The organism is Methylobacterium sp. WL119 (assembly GCF_008039875.1).
Taxonomy (GTDB): domain Bacteria; phylum Pseudomonadota; class Alphaproteobacteria; order Rhizobiales; family Beijerinckiaceae; genus Methylobacterium.
Map to the genome: position 1 here is coordinate 42,561 of NZ_VRUU01000003.1, position 23,275 is coordinate 65,835.

General features: G+C 71.1%; 24 protein-coding genes and 1 pseudogene. 16 read left to right on the forward strand and 9 right to left on the reverse strand.

The window, feature by feature from the left end; all coding sequences use genetic code 11:
• Positions 1 to 169: 169 nt before the first annotated feature.
• The 4 genes from FV227_RS28790 (at position 170) to FV227_RS02395 (ending at position 5,171) form a co-directional block, all read left to right on the forward strand.
• Positions 170 to 340, forward strand: a complete 171-nt coding sequence (locus tag FV227_RS28790) for a hypothetical protein (RefSeq protein ID WP_187274656.1) — start codon at positions 170 to 172, stop codon at positions 338 to 340.
• A gap of 107 nt (positions 341 to 447) precedes the next feature.
• The gene (locus tag FV227_RS02385; RefSeq protein WP_147858213.1) at positions 448 to 1,128 is read left to right on the forward strand and encodes an invasion associated locus B family protein; all 681 of its coding nucleotides are present in this window, start codon (positions 448 to 450) and stop codon (positions 1,126 to 1,128) included.
• 83 nt (positions 1,129 to 1,211) lie between these two features.
• Positions 1,212 to 1,601, forward strand: coding sequence for a hypothetical protein (locus tag FV227_RS02390; protein ID WP_246686375.1), 390 nt, complete (start codon positions 1,212 to 1,214; stop codon positions 1,599 to 1,601).
• Between the two features lie 156 nt (positions 1,602 to 1,757).
• Positions 1,758 to 5,171 carry a tetratricopeptide repeat protein gene (locus tag FV227_RS02395; RefSeq protein ID WP_147858214.1) on the forward strand — a complete coding sequence of 1,138 codons (3,414 nt, stop codon included), beginning with the start codon at positions 1,758 to 1,760 and terminating at the stop codon, positions 5,169 to 5,171.
• 120 nt (positions 5,172 to 5,291) lie between these two features.
• On the opposite strand, the gene FV227_RS02400 is transcribed toward FV227_RS02395, so the two are convergent.
• The 5 genes from FV227_RS02400 to FV227_RS29620 all read right to left on the reverse strand — a co-directional run bounded on the left by FV227_RS02400 (position 5,292) and on the right by FV227_RS29620 (position 8,231).
• Positions 5,292 to 5,639: a DUF6883 domain-containing protein gene (locus FV227_RS02400; RefSeq protein WP_147728582.1), complete on the reverse strand. Its 348-nt coding sequence runs from the start codon at positions 5,637 to 5,639 to the stop codon at positions 5,292 to 5,294.
• Positions 5,636 to 5,887, reverse strand: coding sequence for a DUF4926 domain-containing protein (locus FV227_RS02405; protein ID WP_147728581.1), 252 nt, complete (start codon positions 5,885 to 5,887; stop codon positions 5,636 to 5,638). The genes FV227_RS02400 and FV227_RS02405 overlap by 4 nt, the downstream gene beginning before the upstream one ends.
• Positions 5,888 to 5,950: 63 nt before the next feature.
• On the reverse strand, positions 5,951 to 6,712 hold the full coding sequence (fliP, locus tag FV227_RS02410) for a flagellar type III secretion system pore protein FliP (protein WP_147858243.1): 762 nt from the start codon (positions 6,710 to 6,712) through the stop codon (positions 5,951 to 5,953).
• A gap of 80 nt (positions 6,713 to 6,792) precedes the next feature.
• On the reverse strand, positions 6,793 to 7,851 hold the full coding sequence (locus tag FV227_RS02415) for a lysylphosphatidylglycerol synthase domain-containing protein (protein ID WP_246686374.1): 1,059 nt from the start codon (positions 7,849 to 7,851) through the stop codon (positions 6,793 to 6,795).
• Positions 7,848 to 8,231: a hypothetical protein gene (locus FV227_RS29620; protein ID WP_187276811.1), complete on the reverse strand. Its 384-nt coding sequence runs from the start codon at positions 8,229 to 8,231 to the stop codon at positions 7,848 to 7,850. The genes FV227_RS02415 and FV227_RS29620 overlap by 4 nt, the downstream gene beginning before the upstream one ends.
• Positions 8,232 to 8,459: 228 nt before the next feature.
• Here FV227_RS29620 and FV227_RS02425 point away from each other — a divergent pair, with 228 nt between their 5' ends.
• The 4 genes from FV227_RS02425 (at position 8,460) to FV227_RS29625 (ending at position 12,101) form a co-directional block, all read left to right on the forward strand.
• Positions 8,460 to 9,767, forward strand: coding sequence for a capsule biosynthesis protein (locus tag FV227_RS02425; RefSeq protein ID WP_147728783.1), 1,308 nt, complete (start codon positions 8,460 to 8,462; stop codon positions 9,765 to 9,767).
• 77 nt (positions 9,768 to 9,844) lie between these two features.
• On the forward strand, positions 9,845 to 10,132 hold the full coding sequence (locus FV227_RS02430) for a hypothetical protein (RefSeq protein ID WP_147728782.1): 288 nt from the start codon (positions 9,845 to 9,847) through the stop codon (positions 10,130 to 10,132).
• 190 nt (positions 10,133 to 10,322) lie between these two features.
• Entirely contained in the window at positions 10,323 to 11,510 is a 1,188-nt protein-coding gene (locus tag FV227_RS02435; RefSeq protein WP_246686379.1) for a M20 aminoacylase family protein, read from the forward strand.
• A 255-nt stretch (positions 11,511 to 11,765) separates the two neighbouring features.
• Positions 11,766 to 12,101 (forward strand): diguanylate cyclase, encoded by a 336-nt coding sequence (locus FV227_RS29625; RefSeq protein ID WP_246686373.1) that lies wholly within the window; start codon positions 11,766 to 11,768, stop codon positions 12,099 to 12,101.
• Positions 12,102 to 12,183: 82 nt separating this feature from the next.
• Here FV227_RS29625 and FV227_RS02445 read toward each other — a convergent pair whose 3' ends face one another.
• Positions 12,184 to 13,581, reverse strand: a complete 1,398-nt coding sequence (locus FV227_RS02445) for a leucyl aminopeptidase family protein (RefSeq protein ID WP_147858216.1) — start codon at positions 13,579 to 13,581, stop codon at positions 12,184 to 12,186.
• Between the two features lie 107 nt (positions 13,582 to 13,688).
• Between FV227_RS02445 and FV227_RS02450 the strand changes: the two genes are divergently transcribed.
• A complete protein-coding gene (locus FV227_RS02450) occupies positions 13,689 to 14,486 on the forward strand; it encodes a tetratricopeptide repeat protein (RefSeq protein ID WP_147858217.1) in 798 nt (265 codons plus the stop codon).
• Between the two features lie 99 nt (positions 14,487 to 14,585).
• On the opposite strand, the gene FV227_RS02455 is transcribed toward FV227_RS02450, so the two are convergent.
• A complete protein-coding gene (locus FV227_RS02455; RefSeq protein WP_147725868.1) occupies positions 14,586 to 15,329 on the reverse strand; it encodes an RNA methyltransferase in 744 nt (247 codons plus the stop codon).
• Between the two features lie 74 nt (positions 15,330 to 15,403).
• Entirely contained in the window at positions 15,404 to 15,952 is a 549-nt protein-coding gene (locus tag FV227_RS02460; RefSeq protein WP_147725869.1) for a formaldehyde-activating enzyme, read from the reverse strand.
• Positions 15,953 to 16,165: 213 nt separating this feature from the next.
• Between FV227_RS02460 and FV227_RS02465 the strand changes: the two genes are divergently transcribed.
• The gene (locus tag FV227_RS02465) at positions 16,166 to 17,380 is read left to right on the forward strand and encodes an NADP-dependent isocitrate dehydrogenase (RefSeq protein ID WP_147725870.1); all 1,215 of its coding nucleotides are present in this window, start codon (positions 16,166 to 16,168) and stop codon (positions 17,378 to 17,380) included.
• Between the two features lie 146 nt (positions 17,381 to 17,526).
• Positions 17,527 to 17,882, forward strand: a pseudogene (fusA, locus tag FV227_RS02470) (elongation factor G); the annotation flags it as partial.
• A gap of 335 nt (positions 17,883 to 18,217) precedes the next feature.
• Here fusA and FV227_RS02475 read toward each other — a convergent pair.
• Positions 18,218 to 18,892, reverse strand: a complete 675-nt coding sequence (locus FV227_RS02475) for an alpha/beta fold hydrolase (RefSeq protein WP_147725871.1) — start codon at positions 18,890 to 18,892, stop codon at positions 18,218 to 18,220.
• Positions 18,893 to 19,054: 162 nt separating this feature from the next.
• On the opposite strand from FV227_RS02475, the gene FV227_RS02480 reads away from it, so the two are divergent.
• From FV227_RS02480 to yidC, 5 genes are all read left to right on the forward strand, one after another.
• Complete coding sequence (locus FV227_RS02480; RefSeq protein WP_147725872.1) at positions 19,055 to 19,849, forward strand: inositol monophosphatase family protein; 795 nt, start codon at positions 19,055 to 19,057, stop codon at positions 19,847 to 19,849.
• Between the two features lie 70 nt (positions 19,850 to 19,919).
• On the forward strand, positions 19,920 to 20,462 hold the full coding sequence (locus tag FV227_RS02485) for an adenine phosphoribosyltransferase (RefSeq protein ID WP_147725873.1): 543 nt from the start codon (positions 19,920 to 19,922) through the stop codon (positions 20,460 to 20,462).
• Positions 20,463 to 20,654: 192 nt separating this feature from the next.
• Positions 20,655 to 20,789 (forward strand): 50S ribosomal protein L34, encoded by a 135-nt coding sequence (gene rpmH / locus FV227_RS02490; protein ID WP_082643292.1) that lies wholly within the window; start codon positions 20,655 to 20,657, stop codon positions 20,787 to 20,789.
• 73 nt (positions 20,790 to 20,862) lie between these two features.
• A complete protein-coding gene (gene rnpA / locus FV227_RS02495) occupies positions 20,863 to 21,441 on the forward strand; it encodes a ribonuclease P protein component (RefSeq protein ID WP_147725886.1) in 579 nt (192 codons plus the stop codon).
• Positions 21,431 to 23,275 (forward strand): membrane protein insertase YidC, encoded by a 1,845-nt coding sequence (gene yidC / locus FV227_RS02500; RefSeq protein ID WP_147725874.1) that lies wholly within the window; start codon positions 21,431 to 21,433, stop codon positions 23,273 to 23,275. The genes rnpA and yidC overlap by 11 nt, the downstream gene beginning before the upstream one ends.

A 23,275-nucleotide genomic window follows, 5' to 3' on the forward strand; every position in this document is an offset into this window, starting at 1 on the left:
GCAACGCCCGCGCGGCGAGCAGAGTCGTTGACGAAGTGTTGCCGCGGCATGCGATGACTGCATGCGAGCCCCACCAAACCTCATGTTGCGTGCATCGCACAACGCTCTCATGCTGCACTGCGAAATCGACCACGATCCGTGCCGGATCATCGATCGAACGGAGTCCGCCATGCTGTCCGTCCTCACCGCCCGCGTTCCGGTACCCGCCGACGAGCCGCAGGACCGCGATCCCGGTTTCCTGACCCTCGCCTTCACGGTCGTGCGGGTCCTCCGGCGCGAGGGCCGCAGCGCCTTCGAGCGGCGTTGCGCCCGCGCCGCCGAGACGCTGCCGCACGCTTGATCCTGTTGCGGCGCCGGTCGAATCCACCGGCACCGGATTGCGCAGCCTCGGCTTGACCGCTAGGCGGCTTCCTCAACGCCACATCGGCCGGGGGGGCCGTTCTTCGCATGTCGCCGATCCGCGCATCCCGCCGTCCCGCGATCCTCGCCGCCGTCCTGATCGCGCTGTCGATCGGCACAGTCCCGTGCGCCGCACAGGAAGAGGCGCCGGAGGCTCAGCCCGAGGCCGCGCCGAAGGTCAAGCCGAAGCCGCGCCCGCCCGCGCCGAAGCCGGCCCCGAAGGCGACGCCGGCCGCCCCCCCTGCCGCGCAGGCCGCGCCTGCCAAGACCGCGGCGGTCTGGCCGGCCGGCGCACTCTCCATCACCGAGAATTACGGCGACTGGACGCTGAGCTGCAGCCGTGCCGAGCCGGCGACGTCGTGCATGCTGATGCAGTCGCAGGGGGACAACAAGACCGGCAAGCGCTTGTTCGCCTTCGAATTGCAGGCGCCCAAGGACGGGCGGTCCGAGGGGCTGATCCTGATGCCGTTCGGCCTGGCGATCGACCCGGGCATCACCTTCAAGCTCGACGACGTGGTGCTCGGCAAGGGCGCGCCCTACATCTCGTGCGGATCCGAGGGCTGCCTGGTGCCGATCAGCTTCCCGACGCTCGCCACCGACGCGATGCGGACGGCCAAGACCCTTCAGGTGATCGGGGTGAAGTCCGGGACCAACGATCCGCAGCCGATCGCCGTGCCGCTCGGCGGGTTCGCACCGGTCTGGGACCGGGCGATCGCCCTGAGCAACTGACGCGCGGCGATCAAGGCGACGCGCGGGACATCAACCCGCCGCGCCACGACACTGGCGAGCGAGACGACGAGGAGAGGCCGAGCATGCGCGACCCGATGATCCTGGCGGCCCTGCTCGCCTGCCTCGCCGGCCCGCTCGCGGCGCAAGAGTCGAGCCCGCCCGGTGCGCCGCCGGACTCGATGCCCGACGCACCGCCGATGGACAAGAAGCGGGTCATGGCCGCGCGGCTCGCCGGGCTGGTCGGCTTCGCCAACACCTCGTGCCCGGACATCCAGGGCGATCCCGCGCTTCTGAAATCGGCCGTCGAGCGCCTCGGGATCGATCTGCAGGACCTGGAGCAGGGCGAGCTGGCGGCGATCTCGCGCTCGTATGTCGAGACCTATCGCAAGGACGTTCCGGCCAATTGCCAACGCGCGATCGAGACGTTCGGCCCGTCGAGCCGAATCGTCCCGAACCTGATCGTCAGGCGCTGAGCGTCGCGCGGCCTCCCATCGAGAATGCCGTTGGGACGGCGGCGGCGACCACGATTAAGCGCACGTTAGCCGCGATCCGGCAGTGTCGGCCCTCAGCGGCGTCGGAGCGTTGCGTCCCTCGTCCGGGGCGCCCGCCGCCCTGGGTGCGGCGTATCGATGGGCGCGAGGCTTGAGACGGGACCAGGGGTCCGCCGCACGCCCCGCAGCGCGGGCCTCGCGCTCGCCGTCCTGATCGGCCTCGGGCTGCCGGCCCAGGCGGCGAAGCTCCTCGCCGTCGCCGGCACCGATGCGCAGGGCTATGCGCGAATCGCCTTCACCTTCGACAGCGCGGTCTCGATCAAGGCGCGGCTCTCGAACGGCGTGCTGGTGCTCGGCTACGGCGAGCGGACCGAGGCCGGGCCGGAGCGGCTGGTCTCGCAGCTGCCCGATTACCTCACCGCCGTCCGGCGCGATCCCGACGGCAGCGGCCTGCGGCTCGCCGTGCAGCGGACCGTGCGCGTCAACGTGCAGGAAGCCGGCGAGAAGGTCTTCGTCGACCTCCTGCCCGAGAGCTGGACGAGCCTGCCGCCGCCGCTGCCCCCGGAGATCGTCGCCGACCTGGCCCGGCGTGCGCGTGCCGCGGAAGCGATCCTGAAATCGCGCAACCCCGCACCCGTGCGCCGGCCGCTCGGCGTCGAGGTCGCGAAGCTGCCGACGCTCACCCGCCTGACGGTGCGGCTGCCCGAGGGCGCCGAGGCGACGGTCGGCCCGGAGGGTGGCGCAACGCGGCTGCGCATCATGGGTGCCTACAGCTTCGACCTGTCCGAGACCCGTGGCCGGCTGCGCCAGGACATGGCCCGCCTGACCGCGTCGGCCGACGATGCCACGGCCGGGCTCGTGGTGGCGGCGGGCGATGCTTTCACGGTCTCGACCGACCGCGACGACGACACCGTGGTGTTCGACATCGTCGCCAAGAAGGACGCCGCCGCCAAGGCCGAGGCGGCTGCCAAGGCGGAGCAGGCTGCCAAGGCCGAAGCCGCGACCAAGGCCGAACCTGCGACCAAGCCCGAACCCGCGAGCAAGAGAGAGCCGCCGAGCCGGGTCGCGCCCAGGACCGGGGATGCCAAAGCCTCCGCCACGGCCGATGTTCCGGCGGCCGCCGGACCACCGGGCACCGCGGCGCCGAACCGGCCACCGGCGCCCGAGCCGCCCGAGCGGCAGGCCGGGTCCGGCCTCGTCTTTCCGTTCGCCAAGCGCCCGGCGGTCGCATTGTTCGAGCGCGGCGGGGTCGCGACCCTGGTCTTCGAGACCGGCGAGCCGGTCGCCCTCCCGACCGGCGGGTCGGGCGGCCTACGCGCCCTCGGCGAGCCGGTGCGGACGGGTGCGCTGACGGCGTTGCGCTTCGCCGTCCCGGCCGGGACCTTGCTCGATCTCGTGCCGGTGCGTGCCGGGTCCGCCGCCGGCGCCTGGGAGCTGACCGCGGGGGACGACCTCGGCCCGAGCGACACCCTCGCGCCGACGCGCCTGCCCGACGCCGCCGGGCACGGGCGCGTCGCGGTCGGCCTGCCGCAACCCGCCAGCGCGGCATGGCTCGATCTCGACGGCGAGCGCATCGCCGTCGTCACCGCGCGCAGCTGGAAGCCCGCCGGCATCGCGAAGCGCCAGCGCTTCGTCGATTTCGAGCTGCTGCCGAGCCGCTTCGGCCTCGCCATGCTGGCTCAGGCCGACGACCTCACCGTGCGTCCCGACCTCGACGGAGTGGTCATCGGGCGCGAGGGCGGCCTCGCGGTCTCGTCCGTGGCGCGGCCCCCCGAAGCGCCGCTCGCCGAGGCCTCGAACCTCGCGATCCAGCGCGAGCCCTGGGAGCAGGCGCGCCTCGGCGACGTGCGCGAGACGATCCGGGCACAGTTCGGCGCCTCGATCGCGGCGTCCGCCGGAACGCGCGGCCCGCTGCGGCTCACCCTCGCGCGCACCCAGCTCGCCAACGGCCTCGCGCCCGAGGCCCTGACCACCCTCGACGCGGCCTCGGCCGACGACCCCCTGGTGGCGAGCGGCCGCGACACCGCGATCCTGCGCGCCGCGGCGCTCGCCGCGATCGGCCGAAATGCAGAGGCGCGTCGGGTGCTCGCGACCGAGGCGCTGCAGCGCGATCCCGAGGCAGTGCTGTGGCGCGCCGTCGCCGACGGGCAGGTGGGACGCTGGCACGACGCCGAGGCCGGCTTCCAGCGGACCTTGCCGGTGATCGAGCGCTACCCGCTCGCCCTGCAGGCGACGATCCGCACGCTGGCGGCCGAATCCGCGCTCGAGACCGGCGACCTCGACACCGCATTGCAGCGGGTCGCGCGGCTCGCGACCGCCGAGCCGACACCGTTGGAGCGGGACCGCGTCACCCTGGTCCGGGCCCGCGTCGACGAGGCGACCGATCGGACCAAGGCCGCGCTCGACGCCTACGATCGCCTCGCCGAATCGGGCGAGCGACCGGCGGCGGCGGCGGCGGCTCTGCGCGGCACGCTGCTCGCGCGCGAGACCGGCAAGATCACCCCCGACGAGGCGATGGACCGGCTCGAGCGGCTGGCGATCACCTGGCACGGCGGCGAGATCGAGAACGCGATCACCGCCGGGCTCGCCCGGCTCTACATGGCGGCCGGGCGCTACCGCGACGCCTTCACCGCCGTGCGGGCCGCCGATGCCATCGGCTCCGATGCACCCGAGACCCGCGCGCTGCACGACGAGGCGATGGCGCTGTTCGACGAGCTGTACCTCTCGCCGCGGGGCGATTCGCTCAGCGGGATCGACGCGGTGGCGCTGTACTTCGACTTCAAGGACTTCGCGCCGATCGGGCGGCGGGGCGACGCCGTGGTGCGTCGGCTGGCCGAGCGGCTCGTCGGCCTCGACCTGCTCGATCCCGCCGCCAACCTGCTCCAGTACCAGATCGACAACCGCCTCACCGGACCGAGCCGATCGAGCGTCGCGACGCAGCTCGCCTCGATCCGTCTCATGGACGGCAAGCCGCTGATGGCGCTGGAGGCGATCGAGGGAACCTACCTGCCCGAGCTTCCCCGCGACCTGCGCCGCGCCCGGTCGCTGCTGCGCGCGCGTGCCCTGTCCGACCTGTCGCGGACCGATCTCGCGCTCGAGACGATCGAGGGCGAGGCCGGCCCGGACGCGGCGCGGCTGCGGGCGGACATCCTGTGGTCGGCGCGGCGCTGGCGCGAGGCCGGGGAGGCGCACGAGGCGCTGCTCGGCGATGCGTGGCGCTCCGGCAAGGTGCTCGACGACGCGGCCCGCGCCGACGTGATCCGCGCCGGCATCGCCTACGACCTCGCGGTCGAGCCGATCGGGCTCGAGCGGCTGAAGGCCAAGTTCTCGGATGCGATGGCCGACAGCGCCGATGCCCGCACCTTCGCGCTGCTGACCAGCGCCGACGCGACCAAGAAGCCGGGGTTCCGCGAGATCGCCCAGAAGGCGACGAACGCCGAGACCCTGGCGGCCTTCCTCGCCGAGTACCGCAAGCGCTACCCGGACGCCTCGCTCCCCGCCCGCGGCGAGCCCGAGAAGCGCGCGGACGGGCAAGCGACGCCGCCAGGCTGAGCATCGTCGGACCTGGCGGTGCGGCCTCGCCGGATGGCGATGCGTCCGCCGCATGCATTCGTCATCGGAGCGGTTGCCGTGATCGCGGCCTTCGCTTCGTCGGGTCGATGGGCGAAGGCATCAGCGCGTCAGCGGCACCGCGGTGATGAGGCGCCAAGCGATCGCCGCTTGTTGCTGCCAGACGACGCGGACGCGCGGGCGCCGTCCATCCGGGGCAGCGATCGGCCCCTCGACGACGAGGCGCACGCGACCGTCGACCTGGACCAAGCGAAGGGCTTCCGTGCCGTAGAGTGCGTCGGCCTGTGCCAGCAAGGCTCGGCCGAGCTCTTGCGGCCGGGACCGATCGAACCCGAAAGACAGGAAGAAGCGCGCCTTCGGGCCGCCTGTCGGATGTTCGGGGTTTAGGAGGTAATCGACCAGCTTGCCGTCCGGAATCTCGAGGACCGGCCACCAGCCTTCGTCGATCAAGGAACCGAGCGCCCCGTTCGCACGAGCTGCGCTGCCTCGACGGTGGCGAGCGCGCCGGGTGGTTCCGGGAACTCGACCTCGTAGGCCTCGCCGGCCCCCCAGACCGCGACCACGGTTCCCGCGGCGCCGGCCGGGATCATGTCGCCGTCCATCGTCACGACACTGGCAAGCACGCGCACGTCGTCGAGATCCCGCAGCGGAGCGCCGGGATCGGTCCGCCGCATGAGGTGGATGGTGTCGACCGACATGGGCTCAGGATGGGCCGCGCCGGGCGGCTCGTCAATGTGAGCTTTCCGCGAACGAAGCCTGCGTCAGCTTCCCCCGTAGCTCTGCACCAGCGACCCGGCGACGAGCGTCCAGCCGTCGACCAGCACGAAGAAGATCAGCTTGAACGGCAGCGCCACGGTCGCCGGCGGCACCATCATCATGCCCACCGCCATCAGCACCGACGCGACCACGAGGTCGATGATCAGGAACGGGATGAACAGCAGGAAGCCGATCTCGAAGGCGCGGCGCAGCTCCGAGATCATGAAGGCCGGCGTGACGATCTCGAGGCCGACCGCCTCGGGCCCGGAGGGCACCGGCACCTTGGCCATGTCGAGGAACAGCTTCAGGTCCTTCTCGCGGACGTTCTTCAGCATGAACGCCTTGAACGGCGCCGACGCCCGCTCGAAGGCCTGCCCCTGCGTGATCTGGTTGGCGAGCAGCGGCTCGATGCCGGCGCGGTAGGCTTCGCGCCCGGTCGGCGCCATCACGAAGGCGGTGAGGAACAGCGCGAGGCTGACGATCACCGTGGTGGGCGGCGCGGTCTGGGTGCCGAGCGCCGAGCGCAGGATCGACAGCACCACCACGATCCGCGTGAACGCGGTCGCCATCACCAGGACCGAGGGCGCCAAAGCCAGCACGGTGATGAGCGCGACGAGCTGCAGCGCGCGCTCGCTGGCGCCGCCCGCGCCGAGATCCACGGTGAGGCTCTGCGCGGCGGCCGGACCCGCGCCGAGCGCGAGCGCGAAGACGGCGAGCCCGAGACGACGCGGGATCCGGAAACGAGCATGGATGTCGGCGGGCTTCATGGCGGCGGCACCCTGGGGCGGGTTCTCGGGCCGTGCAAGCCTGGAGGACGGGTCGAGCCTTGCGGACGGGCTGCGTGCGCTCATGGCGTCGGCGAGCCCACGGTGCCGCGGCGCGATTCGAGGTTCTGCCACACGATCAGGGAGGGTAGGCCGAGCACCACGTCGGGGACGCGCTTGGCGAGCGACAGGGCGATGGCGGTGCCGGGATCGATGCCGAACAGCGCGCCGACGATCACGAAGCCGCCCTCCTGCACGCCGAGCCCGCTCGGGATCGGGAAGGCCGCCGACTTGATCGCCTGGCTCAGGGCCTCGATCACCAGGACCTCGGACACAGTCACGCCCTCGACGCCGATGCAGGCGAGCACGATGGCGATCTCGGCCGCGCCCAGCGTCCAGGCGAGCGCGTGCAGCAGGACCGATTGCAGCAGGCGCAAGTGCCGTCCGCGGCCCCAGACCGCATCGAGCGCATCCTGCACGCTGCCGCCCTCGCTGCGGGCCGGCTCGGCCTCGCGCACGAAGCGCCGCGAGAGCGCGCCGAGCTTGCGCTCGACGAAGCGCGCCGCACCCGTGCGCTGGAAGGCGAAGAAGGCGGCGAGCACGAGGCCGGCGACCGCGAGCGCCCGCAGCACCCAGCGCGCGAGCTCGGCGGCCGGCTCGCCCTCCACCTGCATCAGCAGGCCGGCGCCGAGCAGCGCGAACAGCGCCTGCGTTCCGACCTGGAACAGCATGTCGGCGAGGATTGAGGCGGCAGCGAGCGGCCCGGCGACGCCCCAGAAGGTCAACAGCCGGCCGCCGACCACGTCGCCCCCGACGGAGGCGACCGGCAGCAGCACGTTGATGCCCTCGCGCACGAAGCGCAGGGTGGCGAAGGCGGGAAGGCCGGCCGGCGACAGGCCGTCGAGGATGCGCTGCCAGGCGACCGCGCAGATCGTCACGATGGCCGCCCGCATCATCACCACGGCGGCCAGGCCCAGGAACCCGATCCGGCCGAACGCGTCGGCGACGGCTCCGAGGTCGTTGGTGGCGACGAGCCAGACGGCGAGGCCGAGGCCGAGCACGGTGCCGGCCAGCGGCAGGCGGCGCAGGATCGCCCGCGCGACCCCGGGCCGGCCCGCGCGGGAGGCCCCCGGCGCCGTCACGCGGCCGCGTCCCGATCGTCTCCGGCCTCCGGATCGTGCGACGGCGCGGCCGGTCTCCGGCACGGCAGCAGCTGGGCGGCGATCTCGGCCGCGGGCGCCGTCGGGTCGATCAGCAGGATCCGCCCGCCCGCGACGCTGGCCCCGGTGGCGACGGCGACGAGGCGCTTCGGGCAGGGGCCGAGGCATCCGGTCTCGACGATCCGAAGCTTCGCCCCGGGCCGGGCCTGCTTCAGGCCGGCCTTCACCCGGTCGCGGATCGCCCGCTTGGGCAAGCCCTGGCGCTTGGCGCACTTCGTGCAGACCGCCACCACCTCGGAGAACTTCGCCTTCGCCGTTCGGACGGGTCGGGCAGGTGCGACGTCGGCGGGATCCGTTTTCATCGCACATCGGGTAGGACGGGGACGGGCGGCGCGCAACCGCGGCGGATCGTGCCGGCCGCCGCCGGCCGCGCACCGCCGACGCCTTAAAAAGGGCCGAAAAGAACGGGATTGCGGCACCGCTCCGATCGCGAGCGGGCCTCGTCTCGAAAGCGAGCCGGCGAGGTCGCACGGCGCGGCCGTCTCCGTCACGGCGCGGTCGAACGAGCAGAGCGCAGGAAACCGGATCGGATGAGCGTCGACGAGGTCAGGCAAGGCGATCGGCTCCGCGGCCTTCTGCAGGTCGCGCAGCGGTCTGTGACCGAGCTTCGGCGCGGTGCCGAGACGATCGAGCCGATCCGCGATCCGGCCCGGCGCTCGCTGGTCCAGCGCACCCGCGAGAGCCTCGCCTGGACCCGCTTGCCGGGCCTCAGCCCGGTCGACGCGGAGCCGAAGAGCTACGTCGCCCGGCTGGTCCAGCGCTTCAGCCTGTTCGTCCTGCTGCCGACCGCGGTCGTCGGGTTCTACCTGTTCGCGATCGCCTCGGACCAGTACATCGCCGAGGCGCAGTTCGCCGTGCGCGGCAACGTCGAGCCGATGGAGAACGTGTCGCTCGGCGAGTACACCAGCCTGATTCAGAAGCACAACAGCCAGGACAGCTACATCGTCCGGGACTTCATCAACAGCCAGGCGATGGTCGACGCCGTCGAGAAGAGCCTCGGCGTGTCGCAGATGTTCTCTCGCAAGGAAGCCGACTTCTGGGCGCGCTATCGCACGCCGCAGCCGATCGAGGAGCTGACGAAGTACTGGCAGGAGCACGTCCAGGCGCGGATCGACGCGATCTCGGGCGTGATCCAGCTGTCGGTCCGCGCCTTTACGCCGGAGGACGCCCTGGCGATCGCCAAGGACGTCGTCGCCCGCTCCGAGGTGCTGATCAACGAGATCTCGCGGCGCGCGCAGGCCGACATGGTCAAGCAGGCCGAGATCGATTCGGCGGCGGCGCAGGAGCGGCTGCGCAAGGCGACGCTGGACATCCAGCGCTACCGCAACCACTGGGGCATCATCGATCCGATCAAGTCGGCGGAGGGCACCCTGCTGACGATGATGACCCTGCGCAAGGAGAAGCTGAAGGCGGAGAACGACCTCCAGGTGCTGCGCGGCTCGAACCTCGACGAGAAGTCCCGCTCGATCCAGGTCCTCGCCGCGACAGTGGCGGCGATCGACGGCCAGATGAAGACGCTGCAGGACCAGCTGACCACTGACGGGGGCGCCGCCGGCGGCGCGACCATGACCAACGCGCTGCTCGAATACGAGGGCCTGATGGTCGAGCGCACCATCGCCGAGAAGCTCAACGAGATGGCGAACACGCTGCTCGACCGGGCGCGCGTCTCCGCCGGCAAGCAGCACATCTTCCTCACGGCCTTCGTGCCGCCGATGATCCCGACGGATTCGCTCTATCCCAAGCGCTGGCGCCAGCTCGCGGTGCTGTTCTTCTGCTTCGTGGTGCTGTGGAGCTCGGTGTCGCTGATCGTCGGCGGGATCAGGGACCAGCGGATCTGAGCGGGCGCAGCGCCCGATAGGGCCGGCCCGCATCCGGGTCCGGCCGCCCCCCCTCGAGCGGACCCGATCGCACGCCCATGCCGGACTTCTCCGACCTCGTCGCCCAGGCGATCAAGCCGACCATGAACCGGGCCGAGCGCGAGGCGGTCTACGGGGTGGTGCGGCAAGCGGTGCTGCGCCTGCGCGAGCGCGAGGGCATGGCGCCCGACGATCCCCGCCTCGCGATCCAGCATCACCTCGTCGAGGAGACGATCCGCGACGTCGAGGCCGACATCGCGCGCTTCGAGGCGATGCGGAAACTGGACGCGGCTCTTGCGGCGCAGACGCTCGCCCACAACGACGGCGGATCGGGGCGCCGCCGCTGAGGCGATACGCCGTCGCTCCCGCGTTGACCGGAGCGTTGGCCCCCTGTTTGCTGGTGGGACCTGCCGGCCGCGACGACCGGAGCCGAAGGCCTACCGATCCATGCCGTTGCCGCACCCGTCCGCCGAACCTGCGATCGCCCGCGATGCCCACGTCCGCGGCGCGGCCGCCGAGGACCGATTCACGGGCGGCCTGCCGGAGATCCGGCGCTTCGCCGACGAGATGGCCGCTTGGCGGCACGACCTGCACGCCCATCCCGAGCTGCTCTACGACGTCACGCGCACCGCCGGCTTCGTCGCCGACAAGCTCGCGGCCTTCGGCTGCGACGCGGTCGAGACCGGCATCGGCCGGACCGGCGTCGTCGGCGTGATCCGGGGCAGGGGAAACGGGGCCGGACACGGTGCGGGCCAAGCCGCCGCCCGCACCCTGGGTCTGCGCGCCGACATGGACGCCCTGCCGATCCAGGAGGTGCGCGACCTCGCCTACCGCTCGACCGTGCTGGGCAAGATGCACGCCTGCGGGCACGACGGGCACACCGCGATGCTGCTCGGCGCCGCGAAGTACCTCGCGGCCACCCGCAACTTCGACGGGACGGCGGTGCTGATCTTCCAGCCGGCGGAGGAGGGCGGCGGCGGCGGCGAGGCGATGGTCGAGGACGGGCTGATGGAGCGCTTCGGCATCGATGCGGTCTACGGGATGCACAACATCCCCGGCCTGGCGCTCGGATCCTTCGCGATCCGTCCCGGCCCGATCATGGCCTCGACCGACCGCTTCACCCTGATGATCGAGGGACGCGGCGGCCACGCCGCCCTGCCGCACAACGCGATCGACAGCGTCGTGGTGGCGAGCCACGTGGTGATCGCCCTGCAATCGATCGTGTCGCGCACCATCGACCCGCTGCAATCGGCCGTGGTCTCGGTCTGCGCGCTCGAGGCCGGCGAAGCCTTCAACGTGCTGCCGCAGACGGTGACGATGCGCGGCACCATGCGCGCGCTCTCGACCGCGGTGCGCACAACGACGAAGGCGCGGATCGTGGCGATCGTCGAGCAGGTCTCGGCCGGGTTCGGCGCGGTCGGCAGCGTCGACTTCGGATCGAGCTACCCCGTGACCGAGAACCACCCGGCGGAAGCCGCCTTCATGGCCGACGTCGCCGCCGGCCTCGTCGGCGAAGCGCGGGTCGACCGCGCCGTCGCGCCGATGATGGCGGCCGAGGACTTCTCCTACATGCTCGGCCGGCGCCCCGGCGCCTACCTGTTCCTCGGCAACGGCGACAGCGCCGCGCTCCACCACCCGCACTACGATTTCTGCGACGCCGCCGCCCCGCTCGGCGCCTCGCTCTGGGCACGGCTGATCGAGACGGGGCTGCCGCTGGCGGGATGAGACGTGGACGCGCAAGCGTCTCCGGGTCGCGGCTGTCGACGCGGGAAGACGAGAGCGCCGCCATTGCTCGATCATCGCGGTCGCGGCGACCGTCGCCGACACGCGCGCTGGTGGAAACCTCGGCGCGCAGGCGCGTGCAGCCTCGTGATCACGCGGCGTAAGGATGTCGGGCATGCGGCAAGCCTGCATCGCGGGCGTCGTCCAGGTTCGCGAGCGGACCGTCGACCGCTACGGCCATCCGGTCGGCGACGAGACTTGACGCTGTTCGCCGAGACCGTACGCGAGGGGACGGGGTCCGATGCGCTCCTCGTCCGTCCCGGCGGCGAGGCGTTCGCCGCGCTCCTGCCCGGCTGCGACCGGCAGCCGGCGCTCAGCCGCGACGCGGCGATCGCGCGCCGGTTCGCTTCGGCGCCGGCGGGGGCGGACGGCCTCGCGATCCACGCCACCGTCAGCGGCGGGCTCGCGGCCCCGGAGGGCCGCGGTCTCGCCGAGAGGCTCGCGAGCGCCGACGGCGCGCTGTACCGGGCAAAAGTCCTCGGTGGGAACCGCATCGAGGCCGCCGGCCCGGAGGCGCTGGCCGCCGCGGCCTAGCGGCCCGGCTCCGGCCCGCGACGAGCCCGGCAGGCGAGCCGACGACGACGTGGGCCATCTTCCCCCACGAAGATCCCGCGTGTCACGCCGCCGGGTAGCGCTCCTTGAGCAGCGCGTAGACCAGGCGCGCGGTCTGCACCTCACCGCCCTCCGGCCGGCCGGGCTTGGCCGAGGGGTTCCAGCCGTAGAGGTCGAGGTGGACGTGGCGCTTGGTGCTCGGGGCGAAGCGGCGCAGGAACAGCGCGGCGGTGATCGCCCCGGCGAAGGGGCCGCCGGAGACATTGTTGAGGTCGGCCACCTTCGAGGCGAGCAGGCTCGCATAGGGCGCGTGCAGCGGCAGGCGCCAGACCGGATCGGCCGCGGCGCGGCCCGCCGCCTCGAACGCGGCGGCGAACGCGTCGTCCTCGGTGAAGAACGCCGGCAGGTCGGGGCCGAGCGCCACGCGGGCGGCGCCGGTGAGCGTCGCGAAGTCGATCAGCAGCTCGGGCGCGTCAGCATCGGCGAGCGCCAGCGCGTCGGCGAGGATCAGCCGGCCCTCGGCATCGGTGTTGCCGATCTCGACGGTGAGACCGGCGCGGCTGCGGATCACGTCGCCGGGGCGGAAAGCCTCGCCGGAGATCGCGTTCTCCACAGCCGGGATGAGCAGGCGCAGCCGCAGGCGCAGGCCGGCGCCCATCGCCATGTCGGCGGCGGCGAGGGCTGCGGCTGCGCCGCCCATATCCTTCTTCATCAGCAGCATGCCGGCCGACGGCTTGATGTCGAGGCCGCCGGTGTCGAAGGCGACGCCCTTGCCGACCAGCGTCACCCGCGGCGCGTCGGCCGGCCCCCAGGTGAGGTCGATCAGCCGGGGCGGCCGGGTCGAGGCGGCGCCGACCGCATGGACCAGCGGGAAATCGCGCTCGAGCTCGGCGCCGGCGATCACCGTGATCGTCGCCCCGTGCCGCTCGGCCAGCGCACGCGCCGCCGCCTCGATCTCGGCCGGGCCGAGGTCGTTGGCCGGCGTGTTGACGAGGTCGCGCCCGAGCGCGACCGCGGCGGCGATGCGATCGGTGTCGGCGGCGTCGATTCCCTCCGGCGCGACGAGGCGGGGGCGCTCCGGCCCGGCGGGGCGGTAGCGCGAGAAGCGATAGGATCCGAGCAGCCAGGCGAGCGCCGCCTCGGCCGGCGCCTCGGCATCCGCGAAGGCGTAGGTGCCGGGCGGCAGCAGGCCGGGGAGCTTGCCGGCGAGAAGCCGATCGTGGCCGGCCGCGTCGGTCTCGCCGAGGCCGAACAGCACGCGGGCGAGCGTCCCGTCGGCGGCGGGCAGCAACGCCACCTGCCCGGGCTTGGCCGCGAAGCCGATCGCCCCCGCATAGGTCCGCTGCGCGGCGTCGAGGCCGGCTTCGATCCTCGGCCACCCGTCCTTCGCGACCAGGGAGATCGGGATGCCGGAGGTTCCGGCCGGCAACAGGGGCGGAAGGGACGGTGCGGTGTCTGTCATGCGGTCCTGGCCGGGCCGGGCGCTTAACCCCGGGTTAGGGTTAACGCTCTATCACCGTCCCGTCCGGCACGGGAAGAACCTCCTGCCGGACCTCGACGGAGCATTCCATGATCGCGGCCCTCCGGCCGAATACGGCCCCGTTCGCCCGGGGTTCGGCCCCCCGCCTGGTCGCCGCCTGCCTGGTTACCCTCGTGGCCGCCGGGTGCCAGTCGCGCTCGCCCGAGACCACCGGCTCGATCGACGCCCCGCGCATCGCGGCCGGGCAGGTCGAGTCGCTCGCCGAATCCTACGCCGCCAACCCGAACGATCTCGGCATCGCGATGCGCTACGCGCAGGCGCTTCGGGCCACCGACCAGCGTGCCCAGGCGAGCGCGGTGCTGCAGCAGGCCGCCCTGCGGAACCCGCGCAACACGGCGGTGCTCGGCGCCTACGGCAAGTCCCTGGTCGAGGTCGGGCGGCTGCAGGAGGCGCAGGACGTGCTGCAGAACGCCCATTCCCCGGCGCAGCCCGACTGGCGCATCCTGTCGGCGCAGGGCTCCGTCTCCGACCAGCTCGGCGATCACGCCCGCGCGCAGAGCTTCTACGAAGCGGCCCTCAAGATCCGCCCCGACGAGCCCTCCGTCCTGTCCAATCTCGGTTTGTCCTACGCGCTGGCGCGCCAGCTCGACCGCGCCGAGGAGACGATGCGCGTGGCGGTCTCGCGGCCCGGCGCCGACGCGCGGGTGCGCGGCAACCTCGCCCTGGTGCTCGGCCTGAAGGGCCGGTTCGACGAGGCCGAGGCGATCCTGCGGCGCGACCTGCCGCCCGCGGAGGTCGCCGCCAACCTCGCCTCGCTGCGCAGCCTCGCCGCCCAGTCGAGCCGCGCCGCGGCCGCCTCGGCCCGCAAGCCGGCCGATCGCGGCTAGAGCATCTTCAAGCGAGGTGGATCCCAGCTCGCGTGAAGACAATGCGATCTCTCGACAAGATAGAGCGTTTTTCGTGATCCGGGGATCACCAAAAATCCTCTAGGACGCGTCGTCCGGTCGGCGGTGCGCCCCGCGTTCGAGCGCCTTGAGCGCACCGCGGAAGGTGCGCACGTCCTGGTCGGTCAGGCTCATGCGGTGGAGCCGGTCGCGCATGTTGCGGGCGATGATCTCGCGCTTCTGCGGCGGGTAGAATCCGGCGCGCGCGAGCGTCGCCTCGAGGATGTCGAACAAGGAGAGCAGCGCCTCGCGGGTCGCCTGCGGCGCCCGGATCTCGCCGGTGAAGCGCGGCCGGGCGAGGCCCGCCGCGCGCCGCCACTCGTAGCCGACCAGCAGCACGGCCTGGGCGAGGTTGAGCGACGGGAATGCCTCGGCGACGGGAAAGGTGACGATGGCATCGGCCAGCGAGACCTCGTCGTTCAGGAGCCCGACGCGCTCGCGGCCGAACATCACCCCGACCTTCTCGGCGTTCGCGCCGCGCTCGGCCGCCTCCGTCATCGCGGCGTCGGGCAGCAGCACGCGCTTCATCTGCCCGCGCTCCCGCGCGGTGGTCGCGAGCAGCATGGTGAGGTCGGCGACGGCGTCTGGAAGCGTCGCGAAGACCTTGGCGGCGTCGAGCACGTGCGTCGCGCCGGAGGCGGCCTCGCGCGCGCCCTTCTTCGGCCAGCCGTTGCGCGGTGCAACGAGCCGCAGCTCCGACAGCCCGAAATTCGCCATGGCGCGGGCGGTCATGCCGATGTTCTCGGCCAGCTGCGGTTCGACGAGGATGACGACGGGGGCGCTCATGCGCGGCGCTCTCGCATGGACGTCCGCCGTGCGGAAGGGCCGCCGGCCGGACCGGAGGGTCTCGGCCGCAAGGATCAGATCTTCCCGTCGAGGCCCATCTGATAATACTTGTGCACGATCTTGTCCTGGTTCTCCAGCAGCCAGTCGATCGAGGGCTCGTTGGTCATCGCCTTGCGGATCGCCTCCGTCATGCCGCGGCGCTGGATGTCGAACAACGCCTTGTGGTCGACGGTCTCGGCCTGGATCACGCCGGGGCTGAGCCAGACCGAGCAGATGATGCCGAGGTCGTTGGCCTTCTCCTTGGGGATGTAGCCGGCGCGGACCGCGTCGAGCACGCCGTTGGCGATGGCGAATTGCACCGTGCCCATCAGGATCGAGGTGTACTTCGATTCCGTGACGCTGACCTTGGAGACGCACAGCGTCACCGGCCGCACCATGATGTCGGTGTTCAGCAGCGCGAAGACGCGGGAATGGCCGACGACCTGGTCGCCGGTCAGCGTGGCCAGCGCGGTGCCGACCGGCCCGTCGAGCTCGCCGATGATCACCTCCGGCTCGGATGCGGTGTTCGGCGGCCCGCCGGCGACCAGCGCCTCGCCGGCCCGCAGGATGATGCGCTCGCTCATGGTTGCTCCTCACGCGTGATGGATGCGCGCTGATCCCAGCCGGACGGCCGGATGTCCACCCCTAAGCGCCGCACGGCCGAGCTTGCATGACAGCCCCGGCGGCCTGTCCGCGCCCCCGGCTTTCGCCCGGGAAACGCCCGCGCTATGACCCGCCCCGCGGCCGCACGGCATTTGCATGGGGCCCGCCCGGATTACCACGGAAGGCAGCGGCTCATGGACAAGATCAAGGTGGCGAAGCCCGTCGTCGAGCTCGACGGCGACGAGATGACCCGGATCATCTGGTCCGAGATCAAGAACAAGCTGATCCACCCCTATCTCGACCTGGACCTCGACTATTACGACCTCGGCGTCGAACATCGCGATGCCACGAACGACAAGGTGACGGTCGACGCGGCCGAGGCGATCAAGCGCCACGGCGTCGGCGTGAAGTGCGCCACCATCACCCCCGACGAGCAGCGCGTCGAGGAGTTCAAGCTCAAGGAGATGTGGCGCTCGCCCAACGGCACGATCCGCAACATTCTCGGCGGCGTCATCTTCCGCGAGCCGATCATCTGCAAGAACGTGCCCCGCCTCGTGCCGGGCTGGACCCAGCCCTTCGTCATCGGCCGCCACGCCTACGGCGACCAGTACCGCGCCACCGACTTCAAGGTGCCGGGCAAGGGCCGCCTGACGATCAAGTTCGAGGGCGACGACGGCACCGTGATCGAGAAGGAGGTGTTCAAGTTCCCGGCCGCCGGCGTCGCGATGTCGATGTACAACCTCGACGACTCGATCCGCGACTTCGCCCGCGCCTCGCTGAACTACGGCCTCGCGCGCAAGTACCCGGTCTACCTGTCGACCAAGAACACCATCCTCAAGGCCTATGACGGCCGCTTCAAGGACCTGTTCCAGGAGGTGTTCGACGCCGAGTTCAAGGGCAAGTTCCAGGCGCTCGGCATCACCTACGAGCACCGGCTGATCGACGACATGGTCGCCTCGTGCCTGAAGTGGTCCGGCGGCTACGTCTGGGCCTGCAAGAACTACGACGGCGACGTGCAGTCCGACACGGCGGCGCAGGGCTTCGGCTCGCTCGGCCTGATGACCTCGGTGCTGATGACGCCGGACGGCCAGACCGTCGAGGCCGAGGCCGCGCACGGCACGGTGACGCGCCACTACCGCGAGCACCAGAAGGGCAAGGAGACCTCGACCAACTCTATCGCCTCGATCTTCGCCTGGACCCGCGGCCTCGCCCACCGGGCCAAGCTCGACGGCAACGCCGAGCTCGCCAAGTTCGCGACGACGATCGAGACCGTCTGCGTCGACACCGTCGAGGCGGGCTACATGACCAAGGATCTCGCCCTTCTGGTCGGGCCCGAGCAGAAGTGGCTCTCCACCACCGGCTTCCTCGACAAGGTCGACGAGAACCTCAAGGCGGCGATGGCGGCCTGAGGCCCTATCGTGCCGGGCGGACGGCTCCGCCCGGCATGTCGCGCAACCGATCCGGGAAGCGGCCATCGCGCAGGAAGGCGAGGGCCGCTTCCGCCACGTCGGGATGGTTCATCAGTATTCCTTACCAAGCGACGCAGCGATGGTCGCACTCGGTCCTCGGCGCCGGCATCCTCGCCGGCTTCCCGGTGGTCGACATCAAGGTCGAGCTGATCGACGGCGCCTACAACGACGTCGACTCCTCGGCGCTGGCCTTCGAGATCGCGTCCCGGGCGGCGCTGCGCGAGGCCCTGCAGAAGAGCGGCTCCGTGCTGCTCGAGCCGGTGATGAAGGTCGAGGTCGTCTCGCCGGAGGAGTATACCGGCTCGGCGATCTCAACTCCCGCCGCGGCCAGATCCAGGGCCAGGACATGCGCGGCAACGCGAACGTCATCAACGCCATGGTGCCGCTCTCTGGCATGATCGGATATGATCGACGGCTGCACTCGCTGGCTGGCGGTCGCGCTACGGTGGCCATGAGCTTCAGTCACTATGCTCCGGCATCATCGCCTGGTTGGGCTATCCCCTCCGGCGGCGCCAGCGATGGCGTTGCGAGCATAAGGCTCAATTCGAGCGGCGCACGGCGATTGCGCCCTCGTCATGACGATAATGGTCGGTGCTGATGCCGCCCGACAGCCAGACCGTCGGTCGGGGCCGACGCCGAACACGGCACCGTGACGCTTCTCCACTGCGAGCACCGGAAGGGCGAGAAGGCCTCGGCCAACGCGATCACCTCGGATCTTCGCTTGGACGGGAACCGTCGCGTACCGGGACAAGCTGGACGGCGAAGCGGCGATGGCGCTTACCGTGCCGGGCCAATGACGTCGTCCGGCAGATCATGCAGATGGTCCGGGAAGCGGCCGTCCCTCAGGAAGGCGCCCGTCGCCTCGAACACGTCCGGATGGTTCATCAGCAGCGTATGCGCGGCATCCACGACAATCCAGTCGTGCGGTCCGGCGATGCGCGTGCGGGCGAGACCGACCAAGCCGTCGTGCGGGCCAGCAATGACACGTCCCGTGAACGGCAACCAAGCCCGCGTGCCGGCGATGATCCCGATTGAACAGGGTGGGATCGGCAGCTTGTCGGGCACGCCTGATCTCAGGTCGGCGAGTGCCGGACCAAGCATCGCCCGCGCGAGACGATACTGGAACAGGTGATCGGCCACTTCGCTGCCTCTGTTCGGCGGCGCCAACATCACGATAGCCCGAGAGTCATTCGGATCCGTCGCGAGGCAGCGCGCCACGAGTCCGCCCATCGAGTGGGTGACGAACGCGATGGCTCGACCGGTACGCTGCCGGAAAGCCTCGACCACAGGCTCGAGGCCCGTCGCACACGCATGAACCCCGCGGCTCTGCGAGGGATAGCCCGGGATGAGCGTTTGATGGCCCAGCGCTTCGAGGCGCCGCGCCAGCCGGGCCATGCTCCTCGGCGTCCGCCCAAGCCCGTGAAGCAGCACGATGGGGGTCAGTGACGACATCGCATCGCCTCGATCACCGCTCCTCGATTGCCAACCCGAATTGAATGCGGCGCCGGACCGGCTCGTGCGCGGATGACAGGCATACCCCGCCCGGCCCTCGATTCTGCGCCCGAGAGCGTTTAACGCGGCGTCAAACGACGCGCGAACGCTCGAGGCTCCCCGATGATCTCCTCCCCCCTGATGACCGTGATGGTCGATGCCGTGCGCAAGGCCTCGCGGGGGCTGCGGCGCGACTACGGCGAGATCGAGAACCTTCAGGTCTCGCGAAAAGGCCCCGGCGACTTCGTCTCGGCGGCCGACCGCAAGGCCGAGGAGGTGCTGCGCGACGCGCTGACGAAGGCGCGGCCGGGCTACGGCATGGTTCTGGAGGAATCCGGCATCGTCGAGGGCACCGACAAGAGCCACGTCTGGCACGTCGATCCGCTCGACGGCACCTCGAACTTCCTGCACGGCATCCCGCACTTCGCGATCTCGGTCGGGCTCGAGCGCGAGGGCCAGGTGGTCGCCGGCGTGATCTACGATCCGGTCAAGGACGAGCTGTTCGTGGCCGAGCGCGGCAAGGGCGCCTACCTCAACAACCGGCGCCTGCGCGTCTCGGGCCGGGTCGACATGGCCGACGCGCTGAGCGCCTACGGCACGCCCTATCTCGGCCGCGGCAACCATCCCCGCCTGCTGCGCGAGGTCGCCGCGGTGATGGCGGTCTCCGGCGGCACCCGCCGGATGGGCTCGGCGGCCCTCGACCTCGCCTACGTCGCCTGCGGCCGCCTCGACCTGTACTGGGAGCGCGACCTGCAGACTTGGGACATCGCCGCCGGCATCATCCTGGTGCGCGAGGCCGGCGGCTTCGTCACCTCGGCCGACGGCGCCTCGGAGCCCCTCGCCGCGAAGTCGGTGGCCTGCGGCAACGAGGGCCTGCACCGGGAGCTCGTCGCGATCCTGCGCAAGGTCAACGGCTGAGCGCCGAACTGGCCAGGGTGCGCGCCATCTGCTCTAAGCCGTCGATCACCACGAGGAAGGCCCGCCCGGCATGGAACGCCGCCACATCGCCCTGAAGGAATCGATCCGCTCGATCCCCGACTATCCGAAGCCCGGCATCGTGTTCCGGGACATCACCACGCTGCTCAGCGACCCGCGCGCCTTCCGCCGGGCGGTGGACGCGCTGGTGCATCCGTTCGCGGGCGGGCGGATCGATCAGGTCGCCGGCATCGAGGCGCGCGGCTTCATCCTCGGCGGGGCGGTCGCGCACCAGCTCTCGGCGGGCTTCGTGCCGGTGCGCAAGAAGGGCAAGCTGCCCCACAAGACGGTGTCGATCGCCTACACCCTCGAATACGGCACCGACGAGCTGGAGATCCACGTCGACGCGATCAAGCCGGGCGACCGGGTGCTGCTCGTGGACGACCTGATCGCCACCGGCGGGACCGCGACCGCGGCGGTGAACCTGCTCCGCCAGATCGGGGCCGAGGTGGTGGCCGCCTGCTTCGTGATCGACCTGCCCGAGATCGGCGGTGCGCAGAAGCTGCGCGACCTCGACGTGCCCGTGCGGACCCTGATGGAATTCGAGGGCCACTGACGCGCGCGGCGGCATCGGATGCCCGCCAAAACGTTGACTCGGTAAATCCCATCCGCCATAAGCCGCGCAGTCGCGATGGCGCTCCGTTCGGGCGCCGTCCGCACGTGCATTCACAATTCAAAGACGCGTGAAGGTCGGGTGCGGCGTCAGCCGCCCGCGAGCGCGCCTCGACCTTTGGAGGCTTGAAGAGCCATGAAAAGAACCTACCAGCCGAGCCGCCTCGTCCGGAAGCGCCGTCACGGTTTCCGCGCCCGCATGGCGACCGCCGGCGGCCGCAAGGTCATCGCCCGTCGTCGCGCGCACGGCCGCAAGAAGCTCTCGGCCTGAGCGTGACCGTCGCGCCGCCCATCGCGGCGCGGAGGGTGCCCGAGGCGTGAGCGAGGCCGAGCTTCCCATGCCTATGACCGACTTGCCTGCGACCGACTTGCCGACGACGGATCGCGCGGCGATCGCGCGGCTGAGGCGGCGGCCGGACTTCCTGGCGGCGGCCGACGGGCGCCGCTTCCACACCGAGCGCCTGACGGCGCAGGGCCGCGTGCGCGAGGCGTGCGAGACCCGGGACGGCGAATCGATCGCCGGGCTCCATCTCGGCTTCACGATCACCAAGCGGGTCGGCCATGCCACCGAGCGCAACCGCATCCGCCGGCGCCTTCGCGCCGCGGTCGCCGAACTCGGGCCCGAGTTCGGCGCGGTCGCGGCCGACGTCGTGCTGATCGCCCGTCGCCCGGCGATCGACGCCGCGTTCGACACCCTCAAGGACGACCTGCGCCGGGCGATCCCCGCGGTGGCCAAGCCCCGCGGGCCGAGCGAGTGCGCCCGTCCGTTGCGCTCCGGCAAGCCGGGATCCGCGAAGGGCCGCGGCAAGGGGCCGGCGCCATCCCGGGAAGCGACGCCCCAAAGATCCGATCGCGCAGCGGCACCAGCCCGTGCGCCCTCAGCAACCTCGAACGCGTGCGACGGTGGCCCCGATGGGCAATGACAAGACGAATATGTTCGTGGCCATCGCCCTGTCGCTGGTCGTGCTGCTCGGGTGGAACTACTTCGTCGCCGCGCCGCGGGTCGAGCAGCAGCGCCAAGCCAACATCCAGAACCAGGCGGCCCAGCAGAGCCCCGGCGTGACGCCGGACGGCGTGCCCTCGCCGAGCCCGAAGGAGGGCGGCCCGGCCGCCCCCGTCGCCGGCACGCTGCCCAACGCCGCCACCGGCCCGATCGGCCGCACCGAGGCGCTCGCCCGCTCGCCGCGCATCAAGATCGAGACCCCGGCGCTGGCCGGGTCGATCGCGCTCAAGGGCGGCCGCATCGACGACATCGCGCTGAAGAACTACCACGAGACCGTGGACGACAAGAGCCCGGAGATCGTGCTGCTGTCGCCGGCCGGGACGGAAGCGCCGTACTACGCCGAGTTCGGCTGGGTCGGCGCCGCCGCGGGCCCGCTTCCGACCAACGACACCGTCTGGACCGCCGACGGCCAGACGCTCGGCGTGAACATGCCGGTGACGCTGTCGTGGGACAACGGCGCGGGGCTGGTGTTCAAGCGCATCCTCGCCGTCGACGACAAGTACATGTTCACGGTCCGCGACGAGGTCGAGAACAAGGGCGCGAACGCCGTCACGCTCTATCCCTACAGCCTCGTCTCGCGCTGGGGTAAGCCGCACACCCAGGGCTACTACGTGCTGCACGAGGGTATGATCGGCGTGCTCGGCGGCGACGGCCTGCAGGAATACACCTACGACCACCTCGCCAAGGAGCCGGCCTACGGCGGGGCCGCCACCAAGGGCAAGGCCTGGGCGAACGTCACCGGCGGCTTCGTCGGCATCACCGACAAGTACTGGGCCGCGGCCGCGATCCCCGACCAGACGATGTCCTATACCGGCGCGTTCACCGAGCGCACCGACGGCGCGACCAAGATCTACCAGGCGAGCGTGCGCGGCGACGGCCGCAGCATCGAGCCGGGCGCCACCGCCTCGACCACCCAGCGCCTGTTCGCCGGCGCCAAGGAGGTCAACACGATCAACGGCTACGAGAAGAACCTCGGCATCAAGCAGTTCGACCTGATGATCGACTGGGGCTGGTTCCACTTCATCACCAAGCCGATGTTCCGGGCGCTGGACTTCTTCTTCCACCTCTTCGGCAATTTCGGCGTCGCGATCCTGGTCGTGACCTTCTGCCTCAAGCTGCTGTTCCTGCCGATCGCCAACCGCTCCTACGTCTCCATGGCCAAGATGAAGGCCGTGCAGCCCGAGATGACCTCCATCCGGGAGCGGTACAAAGACGATAAGATGAAGCAGCAACAGGCGATGATGGAGCTGTACAAGAAGGAGAAGATCAACCCCGTCGCCGGCTGCTGGCCGGTGCTGGTGCAGATCCCGGTCTTCTTTGCGCTGTACAAAGTCCTGTTCATCACCATCGAGATGCGTCACGCGCCGTTCTTCGGCTGGATCCAGGACCTCGCCGCGCCCGATCCGACCAGCATCGTCAACCTGTTCGGCCTGCTGCCGTTCGCGGCGCCGGACTTCGTCCATCTCGGCATCTGGCCGATCATCATGGGCGTGACGATGTTCGTGCAGATGAAGATGAACCCCGCCCCGCCGGACCCGGTGCAGGCGCAGATCTTCACCTTCATGCCGATCGTGTTCACCTTCATGCTCGGCTCGTTCCCGGCCGGCCTGGTGATCTACTGGGCCTGGAACAACACTCTCTCGGTAACGCAGCAATACGTCATCATGCGCCGCAACGGCGTGAAGGTGGAGTTGTGGGACAACCTGCGGAACACGTTCAAGCGCGGCGGCAAGACCGCGCCTGCGAAGAGCTGA